17 protein-coding genes are annotated in these 23,303 nt (G+C 67.1%); 9 read left to right on the top strand and 8 right to left on the bottom strand.

Annotated features, from left to right (window positions below; all coding sequences use genetic code 11):
* The first annotated feature begins 14 nt into the window (after positions 1-14).
* The gene (locus tag NX068_RS01790) at positions 15-2,591 is read left to right on the top strand and encodes a [protein-PII] uridylyltransferase (RefSeq protein WP_263459576.1); all 2,577 of its coding nucleotides are present in this window, start codon (positions 15-17) and stop codon (positions 2,589-2,591) included.
* A gap of 41 nt (positions 2,592-2,632) precedes the next feature.
* Here the strand turns inward: NX068_RS01790 and NX068_RS01785 are convergent, their stop codons facing one another.
* Both NX068_RS01785 and NX068_RS01780 read right to left on the bottom strand, forming a co-directional pair.
* Complete coding sequence (locus NX068_RS01785) at positions 2,633-3,139, bottom strand: TIGR00645 family protein (protein ID WP_263459575.1); 507 nt, start codon at positions 3,137-3,139, stop codon at positions 2,633-2,635.
* Positions 3,140-3,171: 32 nt separating this feature from the next.
* Positions 3,172-3,909, bottom strand: a complete 738-nt coding sequence (locus NX068_RS01780; protein WP_263459574.1) for an S-methyl-5'-thioinosine phosphorylase — start codon at positions 3,907-3,909, stop codon at positions 3,172-3,174.
* A gap of 115 nt (positions 3,910-4,024) precedes the next feature.
* Between NX068_RS01780 and typA the strand changes: the two genes are divergently transcribed.
* Together typA and NX068_RS01770 are read left to right on the top strand one after the other, a co-directional pair.
* The gene (gene typA, locus NX068_RS01775; RefSeq protein ID WP_263459573.1) at positions 4,025-5,842 is read left to right on the top strand and encodes a translational GTPase TypA; all 1,818 of its coding nucleotides are present in this window, start codon (positions 4,025-4,027) and stop codon (positions 5,840-5,842) included.
* Between the two features lie 154 nt (positions 5,843-5,996).
* Positions 5,997-8,741: a cation-transporting P-type ATPase gene (locus NX068_RS01770; RefSeq protein ID WP_263459572.1), complete on the top strand. Its 2,745-nt coding sequence runs from the start codon at positions 5,997-5,999 to the stop codon at positions 8,739-8,741.
* A gap of 77 nt (positions 8,742-8,818) precedes the next feature.
* Here the strand turns inward: NX068_RS01770 and galU are convergent, their stop codons facing one another.
* The 4 genes from galU to smc form a co-directional block, all read right to left on the bottom strand.
* Positions 8,819-9,724: a UTP--glucose-1-phosphate uridylyltransferase GalU gene (gene galU / locus NX068_RS01765; RefSeq protein WP_263459571.1), complete on the bottom strand. Its 906-nt coding sequence runs from the start codon at positions 9,722-9,724 to the stop codon at positions 8,819-8,821.
* A gap of 96 nt (positions 9,725-9,820) precedes the next feature.
* Positions 9,821-11,875, bottom strand: coding sequence for an NAD-dependent DNA ligase LigA (gene ligA / locus NX068_RS01760; protein WP_263459570.1), 2,055 nt, complete (start codon positions 11,873-11,875; stop codon positions 9,821-9,823).
* The gene (locus NX068_RS01755) at positions 11,875-12,981 is read right to left on the bottom strand and encodes a cell division protein ZipA (protein WP_263459569.1); all 1,107 of its coding nucleotides are present in this window, start codon (positions 12,979-12,981) and stop codon (positions 11,875-11,877) included. The genes ligA and NX068_RS01755 overlap by 1 nt, the downstream gene beginning before the upstream one ends.
* 34 nt (positions 12,982-13,015) lie before the next feature.
* Positions 13,016-16,552, bottom strand: a complete 3,537-nt coding sequence (gene smc / locus NX068_RS01750) for a chromosome segregation protein SMC (RefSeq protein ID WP_263459568.1) — start codon at positions 16,550-16,552, stop codon at positions 13,016-13,018.
* A 221-nt stretch (positions 16,553-16,773) separates the two neighbouring features.
* On the opposite strand from smc, the gene dapC reads away from it, so the two are divergent.
* The 6 genes from dapC to NX068_RS01720 are packed head-to-tail and all read left to right on the top strand — an operon-like array spanning position 16,774 to position 22,694.
* Complete coding sequence (dapC, locus tag NX068_RS01745) at positions 16,774-17,967, top strand: succinyldiaminopimelate transaminase (RefSeq protein WP_263459567.1); 1,194 nt, start codon at positions 16,774-16,776, stop codon at positions 17,965-17,967.
* 21 nt (positions 17,968-17,988) lie between these two features.
* Positions 17,989-18,810: a 2,3,4,5-tetrahydropyridine-2,6-dicarboxylate N-succinyltransferase gene (gene dapD / locus NX068_RS01740; protein WP_263459566.1), complete on the top strand. Its 822-nt coding sequence runs from the start codon at positions 17,989-17,991 to the stop codon at positions 18,808-18,810.
* Positions 18,811-18,841: 31 nt separating this feature from the next.
* Positions 18,842-20,014, top strand: a complete 1,173-nt coding sequence (locus tag NX068_RS01735; RefSeq protein WP_263459565.1) for a PilT/PilU family type 4a pilus ATPase — start codon at positions 18,842-18,844, stop codon at positions 20,012-20,014.
* 35 nt (positions 20,015-20,049) lie between these two features.
* Positions 20,050-21,192, top strand: coding sequence for a succinyl-diaminopimelate desuccinylase (gene dapE / locus NX068_RS01730; RefSeq protein ID WP_263459564.1), 1,143 nt, complete (start codon positions 20,050-20,052; stop codon positions 21,190-21,192).
* A gap of 37 nt (positions 21,193-21,229) precedes the next feature.
* Positions 21,230-22,204: a 50S ribosomal protein L3 N(5)-glutamine methyltransferase gene (gene prmB / locus NX068_RS01725; protein WP_263459563.1), complete on the top strand. Its 975-nt coding sequence runs from the start codon at positions 21,230-21,232 to the stop codon at positions 22,202-22,204.
* 34 nt (positions 22,205-22,238) lie between these two features.
* Positions 22,239-22,694 (top strand): response regulator, encoded by a 456-nt coding sequence (locus NX068_RS01720; protein WP_263459562.1) that lies wholly within the window; start codon positions 22,239-22,241, stop codon positions 22,692-22,694.
* 66 nt (positions 22,695-22,760) lie between these two features.
* Here the strand turns inward: NX068_RS01720 and iscX are convergent, their stop codons facing one another.
* Positions 22,761-22,955, bottom strand: a complete 195-nt coding sequence (gene iscX / locus NX068_RS01715; protein WP_263459561.1) for a Fe-S cluster assembly protein IscX — start codon at positions 22,953-22,955, stop codon at positions 22,761-22,763.
* A 1-nt stretch (position 22,956) separates the two neighbouring features.
* Positions 22,957-23,298: an ISC system 2Fe-2S type ferredoxin gene (fdx, locus tag NX068_RS01710; RefSeq protein ID WP_263459560.1), complete on the bottom strand. Its 342-nt coding sequence runs from the start codon at positions 23,296-23,298 to the stop codon at positions 22,957-22,959.
* Positions 23,299-23,303: the final 5 nt, after the last annotated feature.

The raw sequence follows: 23,303 nt of genomic DNA, 5'->3' as shown, positions 1-23,303 counted from the left end.
AGGCCCGAACCATCATGCAAGACGCCCTCAACGCCCGCCTTCAACCCCTGATCGCGGAAGCCCGGCAGCGGCTGGCCGATGGTTCGGCCGGACTGCGCGCCGCCTATGAAACCCATCCCCGCACCTCGACGGTGCTGAAGGGGCGCACGCGGCTCGTCGATGCCGAGGTCGTCGGCCTCTGGCAGGCTTGCGGCATGCCGGCCAACGCGGCGCTGGTGGCGGTCGGCGGCTACGGGCGCGGCGAGCTGTTTCCCGCCTCGGACGTCGACCTGCTGATCCTTCTGCCGGGCGCGGCGGACGTGGAGACGCGCATCCGGCTGTGCGCGATGGTCGGCGCGCTGTGGGACGTCGGGCTCGAAATCGGCCATGCCGCGCGCACCGTCGATGAATGCATCGAGGCCGCGGACGACGACATCACCGTGCAGACCAGCCTGCTCGAAGCCCGTTTCCTCGCCGGCGATGCGCGGCTCTTCGCCGAGCTGGAACAGCGCTACCGTGCGGCGCTGGACGTGAGCGCCTTCTACAAGGCCAAGCTGCTCGAACAGGAGCAGCGCTATGCGCGCTTCGACGACAGCCCCTACTCGCTCGAACCGACCTGCAAGGACAGCCCCGGCGGCCTGCGCGACCTGCAGATGCTCGGCTGGATCGCACAGGCCACCGGGCTCGGCCGCAACTGGCGCGATCTGGCCCGCCGCCGCCTGATCACCGGCGGCGAAGCCAGCGAATTGCGCAGCGTCGAGCGCTTCCTGCAGCACCTGCGGATCCGCCTGCATTACCTGGCCGGACGCGCCGAGGACCGCCTGCTGTTCGACCACCAGGAAAAGCTGGCGCGCATCATGGGCATCGAGGCCACGGCCAGCCGGCGCGCCTCCGAAGTGCTGATGCAGCGCTACTACGTCAATGCCAAGATGGTGACGCAGCTCAACACCATCCTGCTGCAAAACTACGGCACGGTGATCTTACCTGGCCGCGGCGCCGCCATCGTCATCAACCCGCGCTTCCAGGCCGTGCGCGAACTGCTCGACATCCGCCACGAGGACCTCTTCGAGCGCCAGCCCTCGGCGCTGCTGGAATGCTTCCTGCTGCTGCAGCAGCGCTCTGAACTCAAGGGCATGACCGCACGCACGCTGCGGGCGCTGTGGATCAACCGCAACCGCATCAATGCCGCCTTCCGCGCCGACCCCGCGCACCGCGCCCTGTTCCTGCAGATCCTGCAGCAGAAGCGCGGCATCGTGCATGCATTCCGGCGCCTGAACGAATACGGCATCCTGTCGCGCTACCTGCCGGCCTGGCGGCGGATCGTCGGCCAGATGCAGCACGACCTGTTCCATGCCTACACCGTCGACCAGCACATCCTGACGGTGCTGCGCAACATCCGGCGCTTCACGATGGGCGAGCATGCACACGAATATCCGCTGATGACGCGCCTGATCCAGGTCTTCGACCGCCACTGGCTGCTCTACGTCGCGGCGCTGTTCCACGACATCGCCAAGGGCCGCGGCGGCGACCACTCCAGGCTGGGCATGATCGACGCACGCGATTTCTGCGTGCTGCACGGCCTGGACGACGAGGACACCGAACTCGTCGTCTGGCTGGTCGGGCAGCACCTGACCATGTCCCACTTCGCCCAGAAGGAAGACATCTCCGACCCCGAGGTGATCCAGCGTTTCTCCGCCATCGTCGGCAGCGAACGCCGCCTCGTCGCCCTCTACCTGCTCACCCATGCCGACATCCGCGGCACCGGCCCCAAGGTCTGGAACGGCTGGAAAGGCAGATTGCTCGAGGATCTCTTCTTCGCCGCCCAGCGCCTGCTGCGCGGCGCCACCCCCCAGCAGGCGCTGGGCATGGACGACCGCCTCGAGGATGCGCGCCGGCTGCTGCGCTACCACGGCCTGCGTCCCGGCATCGAGGAGCGGCTGTGGTCCGAGCTGGACGCGGTGTATTTCATGCGCCATTCGGCCGAGGAGATCGCCTGGCACACCCGCGTGCTGTATTTCCGCCCGGATTCCGATGAACCGGTGGTCAAGGCACGGGTGACCGAGGACGAGGACGGCGTGCAGGTGATGGTATTCACCCCCGACCAGCGGGAGCTCTTCGTCCGCCTGACCGGCTTCTTCAGCCGCCTCGGCTTCACCATCCTCGACGCCAAGGTGCACACCACCCGCCACGGCCACGCGCTCGACAGCTTCATCCTGCGGGATCCGGGTGGCGAAGCCCGCTACCGCGACGTGATCACGCTGATCGAGCACGAGCTTACCGCGTACCTGGCCCGCCCGGACGCGCTCGACCGCCCGTCGCGCGGCCGCATGTCGCGCCACGTCAAGCACTTCCCGATCACGCCGCAGGTCAGCATCCGCGCCGACGAGGCGGGCCGGCACTACATCCTGTCGCTGACCGCGGCCGACCGGCCGGGACTGCTGTTCGACGTCGCCGAAATACTCGCCAACCACGGCATCCGCCTGCTCACGGCGAAGATCGCCACGCTTGGCGAACGCGTCGAGGATACTTTCCTGCTCAGCGGCGCCGCGCTTGCACAGGACGCCCAGCTGCTGCGCATCGAGCGCGAACTGCTGCAGCGCCTGCAGGTCTGAGGCGCGCCACTCTGAGGGCCAGGTCGCGGGGAGCCTGGCCCTCAGTGGCCCTTGCCGCCGAGGCGGTCCATCAGCGCGTAGAGCACGCCGGAACACAGGAAAGTGATGTGGATGCCGACCATCCAGGCCAGATGGCGGTCGCTGAGGTTGTCCACGTTCATGAAGGCCTTCAGGAGCTCGATCCCCGAGATCGCCACGATCGAGCCGATCAGCTTGATCTTGAGGTCGGAGAAACCGATGTGCCCCATCCACTCCGGCCGGTCCTGGTGGCTGTGCAGGTCGTCCATCTTCGAGACGAAGTTCTCGTAGCCACTGAACATGATGATGATCAGCAGGTTCATGATCAGCGCGATGTCGACCAGTGACAGCACGCCGATGATCAGTTCGCCGCCGGTCGCGGTCATGATGTGGGCGAACAGGCCCCAGACTTCCTTGGCGAACTTGACCAGCAGCACCACCATCGCCAGCACCAGGCCGAAATAGACCGGCGCCATCAGCCAGCGGCTGGAGAACAGCAGGTGCTCGAAGTTGTTTTCCAGCCGTTTCATGTCTTGCGGTTCCTGATTCATCGCTTCCCGTTTCATACCTGGCAGATCATTTCGAGGATGGCGCGCACCCGGGCCATCGCCGTCTGCAGCGTGGCCTCGATGTCGTCGAAGACGATCCCGCGCGCGCTGTCCGAGCGCCCCGCGGCGTGATTGACCACGACGTTTAGCGCCGCATACGGCAGTTCCAGTTCGCGCGCCAGCGCAGCTTCCGGCATGCCGGTCATGCCGACGACGTCGGCGCCGTCGCGCTCCAGCCGGTCGATCTCCGCCGCCGTTTCCAGCCGCGGCCCCTGGGTGGCGGCATAGACGCCGCCGTCCACCGCGCACTCGCCGGCCGCCGCCGTCGCCGCCAGCAGCCGCCGACGCAGCACCGCGTCGTAGGGGTGGGTGAAATCGACGTGCTTGACCGGCATCTCGCCGCCTTCGAAGAAGCTGCTGTCGCGCCCCCAGGTGTAGTCGATGATCTGGTCCGGCACGACCAGCGTGCCCGGGCCGAGATCGGCACGGATGCCGCCCACCGAGGCCACCGAGATGATGCCCTTGACCTTCGCCTGCTTCAGCGCCCAGATGTTGGCGCGGTAATTGACCCGGTGCGGCGGAATGGTATGGCCATAGCCGTGGCGGGCGAGGAACACCACCGGCTCCGAGCACAGGCTGCCGTAGGTCAGCGCGCCGGACGGCTCGCCGTAGGGGGTACGCACGACCTCGCGCCGCACGATGGCGAGGGAGGAAAGCTGGGTCAGGCCGCTGCCGCCGATGATCGCGAGCATCCGCTTGCTCCGCTGAAAAAATGGGCGCGGATTTTAGCACGCGGCCTCGACAAAGGATGCTGCGCTGCCGCAACGCATGTTAGAATCCTCGCCCTTTCAAAGACTTCCCGCCTCCATGTCCCGCGCCATCCGCAACATCGCCATCATCGCCCACGTCGACCACGGCAAGACCACCCTCGTCGACCAATTGCTGCGCCAGTCCGGCACCTTCCGCGAAAACCAGCAGGTCGCCGAACGCGTCATGGACTCGGGAGACATCGAGAAGGAACGCGGCATCACCATCCTCGCCAAGAACTGTGCGATCCAGTACGGCGACACCCACATCAACATCGTCGACACCCCGGGCCACGCCGACTTCGGCGGCGAGGTCGAGCGCGTGCTGTCGATGGTCGACAGCGTGCTGCTGCTGGTCGATGCCCAGGAAGGCCCGATGCCGCAGACCCGCTTCGTCACCCGCAAGGCGCTGGCGCTGGGGCTGAAGCCGATCGTCGTCATCAACAAGATCGACCGCCCGGGCGCCCGTCCGGACTGGGTCATCAACCACACCTTCGACCTGTTCGACAAGCTCGGCGCCACCGAGGAACAGCTCGACTTCCCGGTCATCTACGCTTCCGGCCTGAACGGCTTCGCGGTCGAGAGCCTGGATGACGAACGCAAGGACATGCGTCCGCTGTTCGAGGCGATCCTCAAGTACGTGCCGCCGCCCGAGATCGACGTCGACGGCCCGCTGCGGCTGCAGATCTGCTCGCTCGACTACTCCACCTACATGGGCCAGCTCGGCATCGGCCGCATCCAGCGCGGCCGCATCCGCCCCAACCAGGAAGTGGTCGTGATGTACGGCGACGAGAATCGCGGCAAGGGCAAGGTCAGCCAGGTGCTGACCTTCAAGGGCCTGGAACGCTCGGCCGCCGAGGTCGCCGAAGCCGGCGACATCGTGCTGATCGCCGGCATCGACCAGGTCAACATCGGCGTCACGCTGTGCGATCCGGACAAGCTCGATCCGCTGCCGCCGATCGCCGTCGATGAACCGACGCTGACGATGAACTTCATGGTCAACACCTCGCCGCTGGCCGGCCGCGAAGGCAAATACGTCACCAGCCGCCAGATCCGCGAGCGCCTGGAGAAGGAGCTGCTGAAGAACGTCGCCCTGCGCGTCAACTACACCCAGGACGCCGACGTCTTCGAAGTGTCGGGCCGCGGCGAACTGCACCTGACCATCCTGCTGGAGAACATGCGCCGCGAAGGCTACGAAATGGCCGTCGGCCGCCCGCGCGTGGTGTTCAAGGAGATCGACGGCACCAGGTGCGAGCCCTATGAGCTGCTGACCGTCGACGTCGAGGAAGAGCACCAGGGCGGCGTCATGGAAGAACTCGGCCGCCGCCGCGGCGAGCTGCAGGACATGCAGCCGGACGGCAAGGGCCGCGTGCGCCTCGAATACCGCATCCCGGCCCGCGGCCTGATCGGCTTCCAGGGCGAATTCCTGACCCTGACCCGCGGCACCGGCCTGGCCAGCCACGTCTTCGACGACTACGGCCCGCTGGCCGGCGCCATGGCCGAGCGCCGCAACGGCGTGCTGATCTCGCAGAACAACGGCGACGCCGTCGCCTACGCGCTGTGGAACCTGCAGGACCGCGGCCGCATGTTCGTCAGCCCCGGCGACGCACTGTACGAAGGCATGATCATCGGCGTGCATTCGCGCGACAACGACCTCGTCGTCAACCCGATCAAGGGCAAGCAGCTCACCAACGTGCGTGCCTCGGGCAAGGACGAGGCGGTCAACCTGACGCCGCCGATCCAGCTCACGCTCGAATCGGCGATCGAGTTCATCGCCGACGACGAACTGGTCGAGATCACGCCGAAGTCGATCCGCCTGCGCAAGCGCCACCTGCAGGAGCACGAGCGCAAGCGCGCGGCGAAAGCCGCCGACGTCTGAGCCGCCGCCGCCGTCACATGAACGCCCTTCCCGATCGCCGCGAAGGGCGTTTTCCCTTTTTCGGCATGAACTACGGCAATCCTGCCGTTGTCAGGAAGAGTCGAACATCGCCTGTCAGAATATGCAACAAGCGACCGGACATCGAGACCCGCCCATGACGAAAGACTCCCGCCCCACCCACCCCGGCGACCCCTCTCCTTCCGCGCTCCAGTCCTCCACCGACTGGCACACGCTGAGCCGCACGCAGGTGGAAGAGGTCCTGGACACCGGAAAGCATGGACTGACCGAAACCGAAGCCGCCAGGCGCCTGGATGTCTACGGCCCGAACCGCCTGGCGCCGCCCAAGCGGCGCGGCCCGCTGCTGCGCCTGCTGATGCAGTTCCACAACATCCTGCTGTACGTGATGATGGGCGCCGCCCTGATCACCGCATTGCTCGGCCACTGGGTCGATACCGGCGTGCTGATGGCGGCGGTGATCATCAACGCCATCATCGGCTTCATCCAGGAAGGCAAGGCCGAGTCCGCGCTCGACGCCATCCGCGGCATGCTCTCACCCCATGCGATGGTCGTGCGCGACGGCGTGCGGCGGGAAATCGACGCCGGCGAGCTGGTGCCCGGCGATCTCGTCGTGCTGGCCTCCGGCGACCGCGTGCCGGCCGATCTGCGCCTGGTCGCGGTCAAGGAACTGCGGGTCGAGGAAGCCGCGCTGACCGGCGAATCGCTGCCGGTGGAAAAGAGCGGCGCCACCGTCGCCGCCGATGCGCCGCTGGGCGACCGCCACGGCATGGCCTACTCCGGCACCCTGGTGGTGTACGGCCAGGCCGGCGGCATCGTGGTCAGGACCGGCGCGGCCACCGAGCTCGGCAAGATCAACCAGATGCTGGCCGACATCCGCAGCCTGACGACGCCGCTGCTGCGCCAGGTCGACCGCTTCGGCCACGCCCTTGCGCTGACCATCCTGGCGCTGTCGGCCGCGACCTTCGTGCTCGGCACGCTGTGGCGCGGCCACGCGCCGGCGGACATGTTCATGATGGTGGTGGCGCTGGCCGCTTCGGCGATTCCCGAAGGCCTGCCGGCGATCATGACCGTCACGCTGGCCCTCGGCGTGCAGCGCATGGCGCGGCGCAACGCGATCATCCGCCGCCTGCCGGCGGTCGAGACGCTCGGCTCGGTGACGGTGATCTGCTCCGACAAGACAGGCACGCTGACACGCAACGAAATGACGGTGCAGAAAGTGGTCTGCGCCGGCCACGTCTTCGACGTCGGCGGCGTCGGCTACGCGCCGGTGGGCGACCTGAGCCTGGACGGCCGCATCATCGACCCCGAGCACTACCCCGCGCTGGCGATGGCGATCCGCGCCGGCGTGCTGTGCAACGACGCCCGCCTGTGCGAGGAGGACGATCTGTGGCGGGTCGAAGGCGACCCCACCGAAGGCGCGCTGCTGGTGCTGGGCGGCAAGACCGGCTTCTCGCAGCACCTCGGCGACGAAGCCTGGCCCCGCCTCGATTCGATCCCCTTCGAGTCCCAGCACCGCTTCATGGCCACCTGGCATCGCGACAGCGACGACATGCCGTGGATCTTCACCAAGGGCGCGCCGGAGCGCATCTTCGACATGTGCAGCGCACAATGGGGCGCCGACGGCGAGGAGCCGCTGGACATCGACACCTGGCGGCGCATGGCGACCAATGTCGCCGCGCAGGGGCTGCGGCTGCTGGCACTGGCCTGCAAGCGCGCCGCGCCGCAGGGCGAGTCGCTGGATTTCGCCGACGTGGACGCCGGCTTCGTGCTGCTGGCCCTGGTCGGCATCATCGATCCGCCGCGCGAGGAAGCCATCCGCGCGGTGGGCGAATGCCACCATGCCGGCATCCGCGTCAAGATGATCACCGGCGACCATGCCGAGACGGCGCGCGCGATCGGCGCCCAGCTTGCCATCGGCGTCGGCAAGCCGGCTCTGACCGGCGCCGAGGTCGCGGTGATGGACGATGCCACGCTGCGCGAGGTGGCGATGGACGTGGACGTCTTCGCCCGCGCCAGCCCCGAGCACAAGCTGCGCCTCGTCCAGGCGCTGCAGGAGCACGGCCAGGTGGTGGCGATGACCGGCGACGGCGTCAATGACGCCCCGGCGCTGAAGCGCGCCGACGTCGGCGTGGCGATGGGCATGAAAGGCACCGAAGCCGCCAAGGAGGCGAGCGACATGGTGCTGGCCGACGACAACTTCGCCACCATCGCCACCGCGGTGCGCGAAGGCCGGGCGGTCTACGACAACCTCAAGAAGTTCATCCTGTTCATGCTGCCGACCAACGGCGGCGAGGCGCTGGTGGTGATCGCCGCGATCCTGTTCGAGCTGATCCTGCCGCTGACGGCGGCCCAGGTCTTGTGGATCAACATGGTGACTTCGAGCACGCTCGGCCTCGCGCTGGCCTTCGAGCCGGCCGAGCGCGGCATCATGAACCGGCCGCCGCGGCCGCCCGGCGAAGCGCTGCTGTCGGGCTTCTTCGTCTGGCGCGTGCTGATGGTGTCGGTGCTGATGATGACCGGGGCGCTCGGTCTGTTCCTGTACGAACTGGACCAGGGCACCAGCATCGAGACCGCACGCACGATGGCGGTGAACGCAGTGGTGGCGGCGGAAATGTTCTACCTGGTCAACAGCCGCTTCATCTTCGCCCCCGCCCGCCTGAGCGGCAACCGCTACGTACTGCTGGCGATCGCCGCCTGCATCCCGCTGCAACTGGCCTTCACCCATCTGCCGGTGATGCAGGGCATCTTCGGCTCGGACGACCTGACGCTGCTGGAGTGGGCCAAGGTGCTGGCTGCCGGCCTGCTGGTGTTCTGCGTCGCGGAGATCGAGAAGTTCATCATCCGCCGCACGCCGCTGGCGAAGCGGCTGCACCACGCCTGAAATACGACGCGGGGCGGAGAGGAAGCAGCCTGCCGGCTTCCTCTCCGCCCCGCGTACAACACCGGATCGACGGTTTCTTACTTGGCGGCCTTGGCGCTCTTCTGCTGCGCACCGAAGCGCTCGCCGAGATAGTCGGCGAATTCGGCGCCGGTTTCCGGGTGGCGCAGGCCGAACTCGATGGTGGCCTTCAGGTAGCCGAGCTTGGAGCCGCAGTCGTAGCGCACGCCGTCGAACTGGTAGGCCAGCACCGCCTCTTCCTTCAGCAGCGAGGCGATGGCGTCGGTGAGCTGGTACTCGCCGCCGGCGCCGGGTTTGAGGGCGCGGATGTGGTCGAAGATGCGCGGCGTCAGGATGTAGCGGCCGACGACCGCCTGGGTGGTGGGCGCTTCCTCGGGCTTGGGCTTTTCGACGATGCCGGTCATGCGCTGCACCTTGCCCGACTCGCTTTCGGTGCTGACGATGCCGTAGCTGCGCGTTTCCGCGCGCGGCACGTTCATCGTGCCCAGCACCGAACAGCGGTGGTAGCTGAAGACGTCGACCATCTGCTTGAGCACCGGCGTGCCATCCTTGTTGTCGAGCAGGTCGTCGGCGAGGATCACCGCGAAAGCTTCGTCATTGATGATGTTGTCGGCACACAGCACGGCATGGCCCAGGCCCAGCGCTTCGGACTGGCGGGTGTAGATGCAGTTGACGCCCTTCGGCACCGTCTTGCGCACGATCTCGAGCAGTTCCTTCTTGCCGCGGGCTTCCAGCTCGGTCTCGAGTTCGTAGGCCTTGTCGAAGTGATCCTCGATCGAACGCTTGGTGCGGCCGGTGATGAAGATCATGTCGGTGATACCCGCCGCCACCGCTTCTTCGACTGCGTACTGGATCAGGGGCTTGTCGACGATCGGCAGCATTTCCTTGGGACTGGCCTTGGTCGCCGGCAGGAAGCGCGTCCCCATGCCTGCGACCGGAAATATTGCCTTGGTGATCTTCTTCATGCCTGCTTCACTCCTTGTTCGATCGTTCGAGAAAACCGTCCATGCCCGGCCCGGACGGCGCGCCCGGCATGATGCGCGAAGCCGCATCCACTTGCATCAGGCATTTGTATCCGTTTTGCGCAGCAGCTCGCGCAGTCCATCCTCGTCGAGGATGTCCACGCCCAGCTCCTGCGCCTTGACCAGCTTGGAGCCGGCTTCGGCGCCGGCGACCAGCCAGGTGGTCTTCTTCGACACCGAGCCCGCGACCTTGCCGCCCCGAGCCTCGATCAGCGCCTTGGCCTCGTCGCGCGTCAGCGTGGGCAGGGTGCCGGTGAGCACGAAGGTCTGCCCTGCCAGTCCGCCCAGGGGCGTTCGCAGCGGCTCGCTCTCCGGCCAATGCACGCCGGCGGCACGCAGTTGCTCGATGACTTCGCGGTTGTGGGGTTCGCCGAAGAATTCGACGATGGAGCGGGCGACGATCGGGCCGACGTCCGGCACCAGTTGCAAGGCCTCGGCGTCGGCGTCCATCAGCGCATCGAGCTTGCCGAAATGGCGCGCGAGATCGCGCGCGGTGGCTTCGCCGACGTTGCGGATGCCGAGCGCGAAGATGAAGCGCGCCAGCGTCGTCGACCGGCTCTTCTCGATCGCGGCGAGCAGGTTCTGTGCCGACTTCTCGCCCATGCGCTCGAGGTTCGCCAGCGCGAGGATGCCGAGCCGGTAGATATCGACCGGCGTCTTGACGATGGCGGCATCGACCAGTTGCTCGACCAGCTTGTCGCCCAGGCCTTCGATGTCCATCGCCCGCCGCCCGGCGAAATGCAGCAGCGCCTGCTTGCGCTGGGCCGGGCAGAACAGGCCGCCGGTGCAGCGCGCCACGACTTCGTCCTCGCCGCGCACCACATGCGAGCCGCACACCGGACAGGCGGGGAAACGTTCGAGCAGGTTGAAACGCGGCAGCTCGCCCTGCCGCCTCTCGGCGACCGGCGCGACCACTTCGGGAATGACGTCGCCGGCGCGGCGCACGATCACCCAGTCGCCGATGCGCACGTCCTTGCGGTCGATCTCGTCCTGGTTGTGCAGCGTGGCATTGGTGACGGTGACGCCGCCGACGAACACCGGCTCCAGCCGTGCCACCGGCGTCAGCGCGCCGGTGCGGCCGACCTGCACTTCGATGCCGCGCAGCAGCGTCACCGCCTCCTGCGCCGGGTACTTGTGCGCCACCGCCCAGCGCGGCTCGCGCGTGACGAAGCCGAGCTGGCGCTGCAGTTCGAGCGAATTGACCTTGTACACCACGCCGTCGATGTCGAAGGGCAGCGTCTCGCGCAGGCCGGCGATGCGCGCGTGGAAAGCCGCCAGCCCATCCGCGCCCTGCACCACCGCGCGGTGCTGACACACCGGCAGGCCGAAGGCGGCGATGGCGTCGAGCACCTCGGCATGGGTCGCCGGCAGCGCCCAGCCTTCGGTTTCGCCCAGGCCATAAGCGAAGAAGGACAGCGGCCGGCGCGCGGCAATCGCCGGATCGAGCTGGCGGATGCTGCCGGCCGCGGCGTTGCGTGGATTGACGAAGCTCTTTTCGCCGGCCTCGGCCTGGCGCAGGTTCAGCGCCTCGAAGTCGTCGCGGCGCATATAGACTTCGCCGCGGATCTCCAGCACTGCGGGCGCCTCGCCGCGCAGGCGCAGCGGCACCGCGCGCATCGTGCGGATGTTGCTGCTGACGTCCTCGCCGGTTTCGCCGTCGCCGCGGGTGGCTGCCTGCACCAGCAGACCATGCTCGTAGCGCAGGCTGATGGCGAGGCCGTCGAATTTCAGCTCGGCAAGGTACTCGACTTCGGCATCGCCTTCGCCCAGCCCGAGCTCGCGCCGCACGCGGGCATCGAAGGCATGGGCGCCGCTGGCCTCGGTGTCGGTCTCGGTGCGGATCGACAGCATCGGCACCCGGTGGCGCACCGGCGGGAACTGCTCGAGCGGCCTGCCGCCGACGCGCCGGGTCGGCGAATCGGGGGTGCAGAGCTCGGGATGTGCCTTTTCCAGCGCCTGCAGTTCACGGAACAGGCGGTCGTATTCGGCGTCCGGCACCGTCGGTGCGTCGAGGACGTAGTAGGCGTGGTCGTGGCGAGCGATCTCGTCGCGCAGCGCCTGCGTGCGCTGCGCCGCGGAAACGGGCGAATCCATCACAGCGCGAACAGGCGTCTTGCCAGCGGGCCGCCTGCGGGGATGCCGCTTTCGGCCATGCGATCCTGGAACTGGCGGATCTGGCTGCGGATCATCCCGGCTGCTTCGGCGCCGAAAGGCGCACGATTGTCATCCACCACCGTGCCCCTGCTCTGCTGCGCCAGCGCGCCGGCGAGCTCCATCATGCGATCGAAGGCCGCAACGCCGTCGCGTACGCAGGGAACGTCGATGACCAGCGTGACCCCCATGGTCGCCAGCGAAGCCATGTCCTCGGAGAACGCACCCGCTTCCAGGTTGGCCAGCGTGAACAGCGTGCTGCCGTCGTCGGCCAACGCATGAAAGCTGCCGTCCCCGGCCAGGCTCAGATCGTAGCGCCCGGCGAACTGGGCGATTTCCCCGCCGTCGAGGGGGCGCTCGCCGGCGATCACATTGACGCCGATCTGTACATCCACTTCGGCGCAGAAGCCATCGAGCTGGGCCGCGCCGTGCAAGGTTTCGCCGCGCGCCGGCAAGCCCGGCGGCAGCGCCATGACGAGGTCGGCGACACGCTGCACGCCACCCGAAAAACGCATGAAGTCCGCTTCGCCGATCGAACCGCGGCGATCGACCAGTTGCAGCGCGGCGCAGAACCAGTGGCAGGCGCCGCCGACTTCGGGACCGAGCGGGAACCACAGGTTCTCGGCATCGTTGAAGCCGAACCAGCGGACCGGTTTGGACAGGCCTTCCAGCTGCCCCAGCTGCGCCAGCCAGACACGCTGCACGTCGAGCGGTTCGATCGCCTCGAGGCGGATCACGCAGTCGGTGCGGGCGTCGAGCAGCGCGGGCAGCTCGGGTGCCGAACGCTTGATCGACGCTTCACTCACCGGGCGCGGCCCGGCTTCGTCGTCGCCGTTGCCGAAGCCCGGTTCGCGCCGTTCGAAGCGTTCTCCGGCCTCTTCGCTCTGCCCGCCGCCGCGCGGCTCGAGCAGCACGTCGCGGTGTTCGGATTTGAAAACCTTTTCGGCCTTGCTGCGGTGCTTGCGTTCCTGCCACTTGTTATAAGCAACAATCAGCACCACGACGCCGAGACCCGCACCGATGAGGGCGATCTGAAGTTCGCTGTCCATATATAAGAGAGGTTCCCGAATTCCTTGCTGTTCTTCAGGCTGCCGCCGGCTCGGCCAGGCGCAGCGCTTCTTCCATGTCCACTTCCACCACGCGCGACACGCCCTGCTCCTGCATCGTCACCCCCACCAGCTGCTGCGCGAACTCCATCGTGATCTTGCTGTGGCTGATGAAAATGAACTGGGTTTGCGAGGACATGCGCTTGACCATGTTGGCGTAGCGTTCGGTGTTCGTATCGTCCAGCGGTGCATCCACCTCGTCAAGCATGCAGAACGGCGCCGGATTGAGCTGGAACATCGAAAAGACCAGCGCAATCGCGGTTAGTGCCTTCTCGCCGCCGGACAGCAGGTGGATGGAGGTGTTCTTCTTGCCCGGCGGCTGGGCGACGATCTGGATGCCGGCATCCAGGATCTCCTCGCCGGTCAGCACCAGCTCCGCCCGGCCGCCGCCGAACAACTGCGGGAACAGGCTGCCGAACTGGCGGTTGACGGTGTCGTAGGTCTCCTGCAGTTGCTCGCGCGTCTCGCGGTCGATGCGGCGGATCGCGTCTTCCAGCGTGTCGATCGCCTGCAGCAGATCCTCGGTCTGGGCATCGAGATAGCCCTTGCGCTCGGACGCGCTGCGCAGCTCGTCGAGCGCGGCGAGGTTGACCGCGCCCAGTTCGGCGATCTCCCGCGCCAGCCGGGAGACTTCGCGCTGCAAGGTGCTTTCCTTGACGTCTGTATCCACCAAGGGCTGCAGCGCGGCCTCGTCGGCGTCGACTTCGAGCAGGCGCTCGACGAACTGGTTGACCGCCAGTTCACTGGCCTGCACCGCCAGCCGCAGCTCGGCGACACGGTTGCGCATCGGCGCGGCTTCCTGTTCGGTGCGCAGCCGCGTTTCCTCGGCGTGGCGAAGCCGGGCCGCGGCATCTTCCAGCGCGTCGCGGCAGGCAGCCAACGCAGCCTCACGGCTGGAACGCAGGGCGAGTGCAGTCTGCAAGGCATCGAAGCTGCGGCTGTCGTCGGTCGCCTCCAGCTCGGCCGTCCGCGTCTGCGTCTCGGCGGCGGCGCGCTCGAACTGTTCGGCGGCCAGCTGCAGGTTGCGGCCGATGTCGTCGAGCTTGCCCGCGCATTCGCGCTCGGAGAACTTCGCTTCCTGCAGCTCACGCGCCGCCGCCTGTTCCAGCGCCCGTGCTTCCTGCAAGGCCTGCTCGCGCTCGCGCAGTACGTCCATGCCGGCATCGAGGCGCTCGCGCTGCAGCTCGGCAAGCTCTTCCGCCCGTGCCAGGTCGCGCTCGGCGCGGGCCAGATGCTCGTGCTCGGTCTGTTCGAGATGGACCAGGTCTTCCAGATCGCGCGCCAGTTGGTCGTGGCGCTCTTCCGCGCGGCTGCGCGCCTGCGCGAGCTTGAGCACTTCGACCTGCTCCGCGTGGACCTGCGCCTGCATGCCCTGGCCGTCGCGCCTCAATGTGTTGATCCGTTCCTGCAAGGCTGTCGCTGCTGCTTCGGCGGCCTGCAAGGCCTCATGGGCGATGGCGGCCTCTTCTTCCAGCACACCCTGCTCGTCGGCGAGATGGTCGATTTCGCGCTGGCGCTCGATGACGCCATGGGTGCGGCTGTCGGGCGCCGAGTGCGACAGCAGTCCCCTGCCCAGCATCTGGCCATGGGCGCCGACCAGCAGCACCTCCGCCGGCAGCTCGCGGTGGCGCGGCAGCCAATCGTCGAGGCGCTCGACGCAATGGACCCCACGCAGGAAGCCGGCCAGCAGCGGACGCAGGCCGGCGTCGAGCACTTCGATTTTCGCCAGCAGCGGTTCCAGCCCGGCATACTCTGCGCCGGCGGCAGCAGCCGCTGGCGCAGCATGCTCGGTGCCGAGCACGACCGCGAGCGATTCGGGCGGCACCTCATCCAGCAATGCGTGCGCTGCTGCCGCATCGGGCGCCAGCAACGCGGCCAGGCGCTCGCGCAGCACCGCCTGCACCGCCGCATCCCAGCCTTCGGCGACGCGCAGGCTGCGCCACAGCGGCGGCAGGCCGTCCAGCCCGTGGCGCTTGAGCCAGTCGCCGAGCTTGCCCTGCGACTGCACCTTGGCCTGCAACTGCACCAGCGCGTCGCGGCGCGCACGCAGTTCGGTCAGGCGGCGCTGCACCGCGCGTTCGTGCTCCAGTGCCGCCTTCAGCGCCGCCTGCGCGTCCGGCATCCCCTGCTGCAACCCGGCCAGGGTCTGCTGCTGTTCGTCGAGCGAAGTCTGCAAGGCTTCGAGACGGGCTTCGCGTTCGGCCAGCTCGCGCTCGTCGGGGCCGACGATCGCGGCGCGTTCACCGTCGATGCGGCCGCGGCGCTGCTGCAAGGCATCGAGCGCCCGCATCGCGCTGGCGCGGTTGGCCTCCTCGACTCGCAACTGCTGTTCGGTCTGCGCCAGCTCGCGCCGCGCCGACACGACGGTGGTGTCCGCCGCCTGGCGGTCCGCTTCCAGTTCCGGCACGCGCCCGGCGATCTCGTTGTGCCGCGCCTCGGCCTGCTCGGCACGCATCGCGGCATTGTCCGCCAGCCCCAGCCAGCGCTCGCGGTCTTCGATCAGCGCCTCGCGCCGCGCCTGCCAGTGGCCGCGGTCGAGATCGAGCTGTGCCAGACGGGCCTCCAGCCGCTTGCGCGCTTCGCCGAGGTGCTGCAGCTCGGTTTCCAGCCGGGCCACTTCGGCACTGGCGGCGAACAGGTCGCTCTGCGCCACATGCACCGATTCGGACGCTTCGAAATGCGCTTCGCGCGCGGTCTCGACGGCGGCCTCGAGCTCCTGCAGCCGTGCGCTGTCCGACTCGATGCGCAAGGTGGCGGCGTTCAGCTCTTCGCTCAGGCGGGCCTGCTCGGCCTGGGCCTCGTTGCGCTTGAGCAGCCACAGCAGTTGCTGTTTCTGCACATGGGCCGCGCTCAGGGTGTTGAAGCGCGCCGCGACTTCGGCCTGGGCTTCGAGGTGGCCGATGCGCTCGCCCAGCTCCATGCGGATGTCGTCGAGACGGGCGAGGTTGTCGCGCGCGTCGCGCAGCCGGCCCTCGGTCTCCTTGCGCCGCTCGCGATACTTGGTGACGCCGGCGGCTTCTTCGAGAAAGCCGCGGATCTCTTCGGGCCTGGCCTCGATGATGCGCGAGATCATGCCCTGCTCGATGATTGCGTAGGCGCGCGGCCCCAGCCCGGTGCCGAGGAACAGGTCGATGACGTCCTTGCGCCGGACGTGCACGTTGTTGATGTAGTAGGTCGACTCGCCCGAGCGGTCGAGCACGCGCTTGACCGAAATCTCGTTGTAGCGCGACCACTGCCCGGCAGCACGGCCTTCGGCGTTGTCGAAGACCAGTTCGACGCTGGCGCGAGACACCGGCTTGCGCGTGGTCGAGCCGTTGAAGATCACGTCCTGCATCGACTCGCCGCGCAGGGCCGAGGCGCGCGTCTCGCCCAGCACCCAGCGCACGGCGTCGATGATGTTGGACTTGCCGCAGCCGTTGGGGCCGACCACGCCGACCAGATTGCCCGGTGTCTGTACCGTGGTCGGATCGACGAAAGTCTTGAAACCGGCAAGTTTGAGCTTGGACAGACGCACGTCGGAAGGAGAGGATCGATGCCTGGGAGCAGGAAGCCGGGCCGCAGCCGTCGCCAGCATGGCGGCAAGCGGTACGAGGCGGCGGATTGAACGGAACGAAAACGGCTACGGAGCCGGGACGGGCCATCCCGGCGAAGTGCCGGAAAGGCCCGCCATGATACCATTTCCGGCCTTTCCGACTCAGTTGCGGCAAGCTGCTGCCGCGTGGATTTTGTGCCAAAGTGAATCCTTACCTCACCCGCCTGCAGACCTATCCTTTCGAGAAGCTGCGCACGCTGTTCGCCGGCATCACGCCGCCTGCGGACTTGAACCCGATCCGCCTGTCGATCGGCGAACCCCAGCACCCGACGCCCGATTTCATCCGCCGGACCCTGGCCGACAGCCTGGACGGCCTGTCCAGCTATCCGCTGACGCTGGGCAGCGATGCGCTGCGCGGCGCCATCGCCCACTGGCTCGAGCGTCGCTACGGCCTGCCGAAGATCGATCCCGCCACCCAGGTGGTGCCGGTCAATGGCACGCGCGAAGCCTTGTTCGCCTTCGGCCAGTGCGTGGTCGACGGCACCCGGCCGGGCGCCAAGGTGCTGTGCCCGAATCCCTTCTACCAGATCTACGAAGGCGCGGCCTACCTGGTCGGCGCCGAACCGGTGTTCCTGAATCACCTGCCGGAGAACGGCTTCAGCTCCGCTTTCGATGCGATCGAAGAGGCCGTCTGGCGCGACGTGCAACTGGTCTATGTCTGCTCGCCGGGCAACCCGACCGGCCGCGTGCTGTCGCTGGACGAATGGAAGCAGCTGTTCGAGCTGTCCGACCGCCACGGCTTCGTCATCGCCGCCGACGAGTGCTATTCCGAGATCTACTTCGACGACGAAGCGAAGCCGATCGGCGGACTCGAGGCCGCCTGGCAGCTGGGGCGCACCGATTTCCGCAATATCGTGATGTTCTCCAGCCTGTCCAAGCGCTCCAATGTGCCGGGCATGCGCTCGGGCTTCGTCGCCGGCGACGCGAAGATCCTGAAGGACTTCGTGCTCTACCGCACCTATCACGGCTGCCAGATGAGTCCGGCGGTGCAGGCAGCCTCGGTCGTGGCCTGGAACGACGAGCAGCACGTCGCCGAGAACCGCCGCCTGTACCGCGACAAGTTCGCCCGCATCACGCCGATGCTGGCGCCCTGGCTGCCCGTGCGGCTGCCGGATGCGGGCTTCTACTACTGGGTACGCACGCCTCTGCCGGACACCGAGTTCGCCCGCCGTCTGCAGGCTGAATATAATGTGACGGTTCTGCCGGGCAGCTATCTCGCCCGGGAGTCGGGCGGCGTCAACCCGGGCGCCGGATTCATCCGCATCGCGCTGGTTGCCGACACTCACGAGTGTGTCGAAGCGGCCGAGCGCATCATCGACTTCTGCCGAAGTCTCTGAAACTCCAAGAGAGAAAACCATATGCAAGCACTGCAAAAGATCATCGACGACGCCTTCGAGAACCGCGCCAGCCTGTCGCCCAGCTCCGCGCCCGCCGAAATCCGCGACGCGGTCGAGGCCGTCATCGCCGGACTGGACGCCGGCACGCTGCGCGTGGCCGAGAAGAAGGACGGCCAGTGGGTGGTCAACCAGTGGATCAAGAAAGCCGTGCTGATCTCCTTCCGCCTGCGCGACAACGAAATCGTGTCGGCCGGCGGCCTCAATTTCTACGACAAGGTCGACACCAAGTTCGGCGACTACACGCCCGAGCAGTTCCGCGAAGGCGGCTTCCGCGTCGTACCACCGGCCGTCGCCCGCAAGGGCAGCTTCATCGGCAGGAACGTGGTGCTGATGCCGTCCTATGTGAATATCGGTGCCTACGTGGATGAAGGCTCGATGGTCGACACCTGGGCCACGGTCGGCTCCTGCGCCCAGATCGGCAAGAACGTGCATCTGTCCGGCGGCGTCGGCATCGGCGGGGTGCTCGAGCCGGTGCAGGCCGGTCCGGTGATCATCGAGGACAACGTCTTCGTCGGCGCCCGTTCGGAAGTCGTCGAAGGCGTCGTCATCGAGGAAAACGCCGTGCTGTCGATGGGCGTGTATATCGGCCAGAGCACCAAGATCTACGACCGCGAGACCGGCGAGGTCACATACGGCCGCGTGCCTGCCGGCGCCGTCGTGGTGCCGGGCAGCCTGCCCTCGGCCTGCGGCAAGTACAGCCTGTACTGCGCGGTGATCGTGAAGAAGGTCGATGCGCAGACCCGCGCCAAGACCGGTATCAACGAGCTGCTGCGCGGCGCCTGATGAACCCTTATTGACGGAGCATGACCGGGGCATGATTTTCGACAGCCTTTTCCAGTTGATGGCGGACAAGAAAGCCTCGGACATCTTCATCACCGCCGGCGCCCCGATCCACATCAAGATCCAGGGCAACACGATGCCGATCAACCAGCAGGTCATGGAGCCGGCCATGATCCGCAGGATCGTCGAAGAGGCGGTGCCTGCCGAGAAGCTCGCCCAGTTCGAGCGCGAGCGCGAACTGAACCTGTCCTTCGGCCGCCGCGACCTGGGCAACTTCCGCGTCAACGTCTTCTGGCAGCGCAACTCGATCGCGGTCGTCGCCCGCTACATCCAGAGCAACATCCCCTCCATCCACGATCTCGGCCTGCCCGAGGTGCTGGCGGAGGTGGTGATGGAAAAGCGCGGGCTGGTGCTGGTGGTCGGTGCCACCGGCTCGGGCAAATCCACCACGCTGGCGTCGATGCTCGACCACCGCAACCGTAACCGCAGCGGCCACATCCTGACGGTGGAAGATCCGATCGAATACCTGTTCACCCACCGCAAGTCGGTGGTCAACCAGCGTGAAGTCGGCATCGACACGCTGAGCTGGCGGGAAGCCCTGCGCAACGCGATGCGCCAGGCACCCGACTGCATCCTGATCGGCGAGATCCGCGACCGGGAAACCATGCAGGCGGCGGTTTCGTACGCACAGTCGGGCCACCTGTGCCTAGCCACGCTGCATGCCAACAACGCCTATCACGCGCTCAACCGCATCATCAACTTCTTCCCGCTCGAGAACCGGCAACTGCTGTATCTCGACCTGGCCGTCGCCCTGCGCAGCATCGTCTCCCAACGGCTGGTGCGCAAACCGGACGGCAGCCGCATGCCCGCGGTCGAGATCCTGATGAACACCCGCCATATCGCCGAACTGATCGAACGCGGTGAAATCAACGAAATCAAGCAGGCCATGGAGCAGAGCCTGGCACCGGGCTGCCAGACTTTCGAGCAATGCCTGTACGAGCTGTACAATGACAAGATCATCTCGCTCGAGGAGGCACTGGCCAATGCCGACTCCCCGACCAACCTGCACTGGCTGATCAACAACGCGCAGATCGACGCTGCGCCCGCCGCCCCGCCGCCGCCCGACTCGCCGAGCCTGCTCGATTTCGACCCGGATGGCGGCGGCGCCTCGTTCCAGGAATTCACGCTGCACGCCGACCGGGACTGAGCGCGATTTTCCACCCCACTCCAAGAACACGCTGAATGCCTCACGCCGACTCCCCCACGCTGGCCCTCGCCTGCGAACTCATCGCCCGCCCCTCGGTCACGCCCGACGACGCGGGCTGCCTGGACCTCCTCGCCGAACGTTTGCGCACCGCCGGCTTCGACTGCGAGCGCATCGACACCGGCGGCGTCTCAAACCTGTGGGCGCGCCGCGGCAAGACGCAGCCGGTGCTGTGCTTCGCCGGCCACACCGACGTCGTCCCGCCCGGGCCGGCGGAGGCCTGGAAGACCCCGCCGTTCGAGCCGACCATCATCGACGGCATGCTCCACGGCCGCGGCGCAGCCGACATGAAATCCTCGCTCGCCGCCTTCGTCACCGCGATCGAGCGCTTCGTCGTCACCCATCCGGACCACGACGGCAGCATCGCCCTGCTGCTGACTTCGGACGAGGAAGGCATCGCCACGCACGGCACGGTCAAGGTGGTCGAGGCCCTGGCGGCACGCGGCGAACGGCTCGACTACTGCATCGTCGGCGAACCGACCTCGGTGCGCACGCTCGGCGATATGATCAAGAACGGCCGCCGCGGCTCGCTGTCCGGCACGCTGAGGGTCAAGGGCCGGCAGGGCCACGTCGCCTACCCTCATCTTGCACGCAATCCGATCCATGCCTTCGCACCCGCGCTGGCGGAGCTGGCGGCGATCGAATGGGACCGGGGCAACGAGTTCTTCCCGCCGACCACCTGGCAGGTGTCCAACATCCATGCCGGCACCGGCGCCAACAACATCATCCCGGGCGTCTGCGAAGTGATGTTCAACTTCCGCTTCGGCTCGGTGTCCTCGGCCCACAGCCTCAAGGCGCGCACGCATGAAGTGCTCGACCGCCACGGCCTGGACTACGAGATCGACTGGCACCTGTCGGGCAAGCCTTTCATCACCGGCCGCGGCAGGTTGGTCGCCGCCCTGTCCGGCGCCATCGCCGACACCCTGGGCATCGAGACCGAACTTTCCACCACCGGCGGCACCTCGGACGGGCGCTTCATTGCCGACATCTGCGCCGAAGTCGTCGAATTCGGCCCGGTCAACGCCACCATCCACCAGGTCGACGAGCGCATCGACGCCGCAGCGATCGAGCCGCTGTCCCAGGTCTACGAACGCACCCTGCGCGCCCTGCTGGCAGCATGAAGCCGCCCAGCGACGAAAACAAGGAATCGACACATCCATGAACCAACATTCGACCGATCACGCACCTTGCGATCACGAGCAGTGCGATTGCGACCATGATCATGAACACGATCACGGCCCGCTGGCCGAGCTGGTCACGGTGCGCGACTGGCTGCGCTACGCCGTCACCCGCTTCAACCGCGCCGGCATCTTCTGCGGCCATGGCACCAACGACAGCTACGACGAAGCCGTGTGGCTGCTGCTGGGTTCGCTGGCGCTGCCGCTTGACCGGCTCGAGCCCTTCCTCGACGCCTGCATTCCGGCCGAGGAGCGCATCGCCCTGTTCGAAGCGATCGAACGCCGCACCGACGAGCGCGTGCCGACCGCCTACATTCTAGGGGAAGCATGGCTGGGCGATTTCCGCTTCACCGTGGATGAGCGCGTCATCGTGCCGCGCTCCTTCTTCGCCGAGCTGTTGGAAGACGGCCTTGCAGGATGGATCGACGAGCCTGAAGAAATCACCAGCGCGCTGGACATGTGCACCGGCTCGGGCTGTCTCGCCGTATTGATGGCGCACGCCTTCCCCAATGCCGAGGTCACTGCCGCGGACCTGTCCGAGGATGCGCTCGACGTCGCGCTTCAGAACGTGAGCGACTACGGCCTGGATGCACGCATCGAGCTGGTGCAGTCTGACGTGTTCTCGGCCCTCGACGGGCGCCGCTACGACCTGATCCTGAGCAATCCGCCCTATGTCACCGGCGACGCGATGGACACCCTGCCGCCCGAATACCTGCACGAGCCGCACATGGCACTCGCTGCCGGCGACGATGGGCTCGACGTCGTGCGCAAGCTGATTGCCGAAGGCGCCGAACACCTGAACCCGAACGGTCTGCTGGCCGTCGAGGTCGGTCATAACCGCGACATCGTCGAAGATGCTTTCCCCGACCTGCCCTTCACCTGGCTCTCCACCCGCGGTGGCGACGACATGGTGTTCGTGCTGAGAAGGGAAGATCTTCCCGGCGGCCAGCCCTGAGCACCACGAGACCGATCCAGGAGGGCTTAGAGCGATGAGCAACAACCGTCCGATCCTGCTCGTCGAGGACAATCCCGACGACGAAGCGCTCGCACTTCACGCCTTCAGCAAGAACCAGATCACCAACCCGGTGATCGTGGTGCATGACGGCGCCGAAGCGCTGGACTACCTGTTCGGCACCGGCAGCTATGCCGGCAACAACGGCCCGCTGCCCGCCGTGGTGATGCTGGACCTGAAGCTGCCGCGCATCGACGGCCTGGAAGTGCTGCGCCACATCCGCGCCGATTCGCGCACCACGCTGCTGCCGGTGGTGGTGCTGACCACTTCGCGCGAATCGCTCGATCTGCAGCAGGCCTACAATCTCGGCGCGAACAGCTACGTGCGCAAGCCGGTGGACTTCGAGCGCTTCGTGCAGGTCATCGGCCTGCTCGGCCGCTACTGGCTGGAGGTCAACGAAAGCAGCGACGCCAGCACCCGCAACGGCTATTGAGCCGAGCCGGAGAGGCGGAACTTGCAGCAACCGGACGCCGCACCGACGCCCGGAGCAGCTACGAATTCAGTCGACCTCGTCGATCCAGGCCTGCTGGATGCCTTCCAGGATGCGCTCGCCGCAGCGCTTGGGATCGTCGTCGAATTCGGGCAGCACGATCACCCAGTTCATCAGGTCGACGAAATTCACCCTGGTCGGGTCGACGTCCGGCCGGGCTTCCGACAACTGGATGGCGATTTCCTGCACGTCGGTCCATTTCATTTCAGTGCTTTCCTTCGCGGGCCATGTTGATCGTGTAGCGCGGGATTTCCACCACCAGCGGCGTGTCGCCGACCTGGACCTGGCACGACAGCCGGGACTGCGGTTCCAGCCCCCAGGCCTTGTCGAGCAGGTCCTCTTCCTCTTCCTCGGCGGGCGGCAACGCGTCGAAACCCTCGCGCACGATGACATGGCAGGTCGTGCACGCGCAGGACATCTCACAGGCATGCTCGATGTAGATGTCGTTCTCGATCAGGCTCTCGCAGACCGACTGGCCCGGTTTGGCTTCGATCACGCTGCCGTCGGGGCAGAGTTCGACATGGGGAAGGACAATGATCTGGGTCATGATGG

Origin of the sequence: Thauera carbonicopians (assembly GCF_025699485.1) — a bacterium.
In the GTDB taxonomy this organism is placed as follows: Bacteria; Pseudomonadota; Gammaproteobacteria; order Burkholderiales; family Rhodocyclaceae; genus Thauera.
This window is presented reverse-complemented; position numbering and strand designations above follow the sequence as displayed.

Bases quoted from the DNA above. Each gene is read 5' to 3' on its own strand.
- NX068_RS01785 (WP_263459575.1), bottom strand. From the start codon at position 3,139: ATGAAACGGCTGGAAAACAACTTCGAGCACCTGCTGTTCTCCAGCCGC.
- dapD (WP_263459566.1), top strand. From the start codon at position 17,989: ATGCAAGCACTGCAAAAGATCATCGACGACGCCTTCGAGAACCGCGCC.
- iscX (WP_263459561.1), bottom strand. From the start codon at position 22,955: ATGAAATGGACCGACGTGCAGGAAATCGCCATCCAGTTGTCGGAAGCC.
- NX068_RS01735 (WP_263459565.1), top strand. From the start codon at position 18,842: ATGATTTTCGACAGCCTTTTCCAGTTGATGGCGGACAAGAAAGCCTCG.
- NX068_RS01780 (WP_263459574.1), bottom strand. From the start codon at position 3,909: ATGCTCGCGATCATCGGCGGCAGCGGCCTGACCCAGCTTTCCTCCCTC.
- typA (WP_263459573.1), top strand. From the start codon at position 4,025: ATGTCCCGCGCCATCCGCAACATCGCCATCATCGCCCACGTCGACCAC.
- fdx (WP_263459560.1), bottom strand. From the start codon at position 23,298: ATGACCCAGATCATTGTCCTTCCCCATGTCGAACTCTGCCCCGACGGC.
- NX068_RS01755 (WP_263459569.1), bottom strand. From the start codon at position 12,981: ATGGACAGCGAACTTCAGATCGCCCTCATCGGTGCGGGTCTCGGCGTC.
- dapE (WP_263459564.1), top strand. From the start codon at position 20,050: ATGCCTCACGCCGACTCCCCCACGCTGGCCCTCGCCTGCGAACTCATC.
- NX068_RS01770 (WP_263459572.1), top strand. From the start codon at position 5,997: ATGACGAAAGACTCCCGCCCCACCCACCCCGGCGACCCCTCTCCTTCC.
- NX068_RS01790 (WP_263459576.1), top strand. From the start codon at position 15: ATGCAAGACGCCCTCAACGCCCGCCTTCAACCCCTGATCGCGGAAGCC.
- galU (WP_263459571.1), bottom strand. From the start codon at position 9,724: ATGAAGAAGATCACCAAGGCAATATTTCCGGTCGCAGGCATGGGGACG.
- prmB (WP_263459563.1), top strand. From the start codon at position 21,230: ATGAACCAACATTCGACCGATCACGCACCTTGCGATCACGAGCAGTGC.
- ligA (WP_263459570.1), bottom strand. From the start codon at position 11,875: ATGGATTCGCCCGTTTCCGCGGCGCAGCGCACGCAGGCGCTGCGCGAC.
- NX068_RS01720 (WP_263459562.1), top strand. From the start codon at position 22,239: ATGAGCAACAACCGTCCGATCCTGCTCGTCGAGGACAATCCCGACGAC.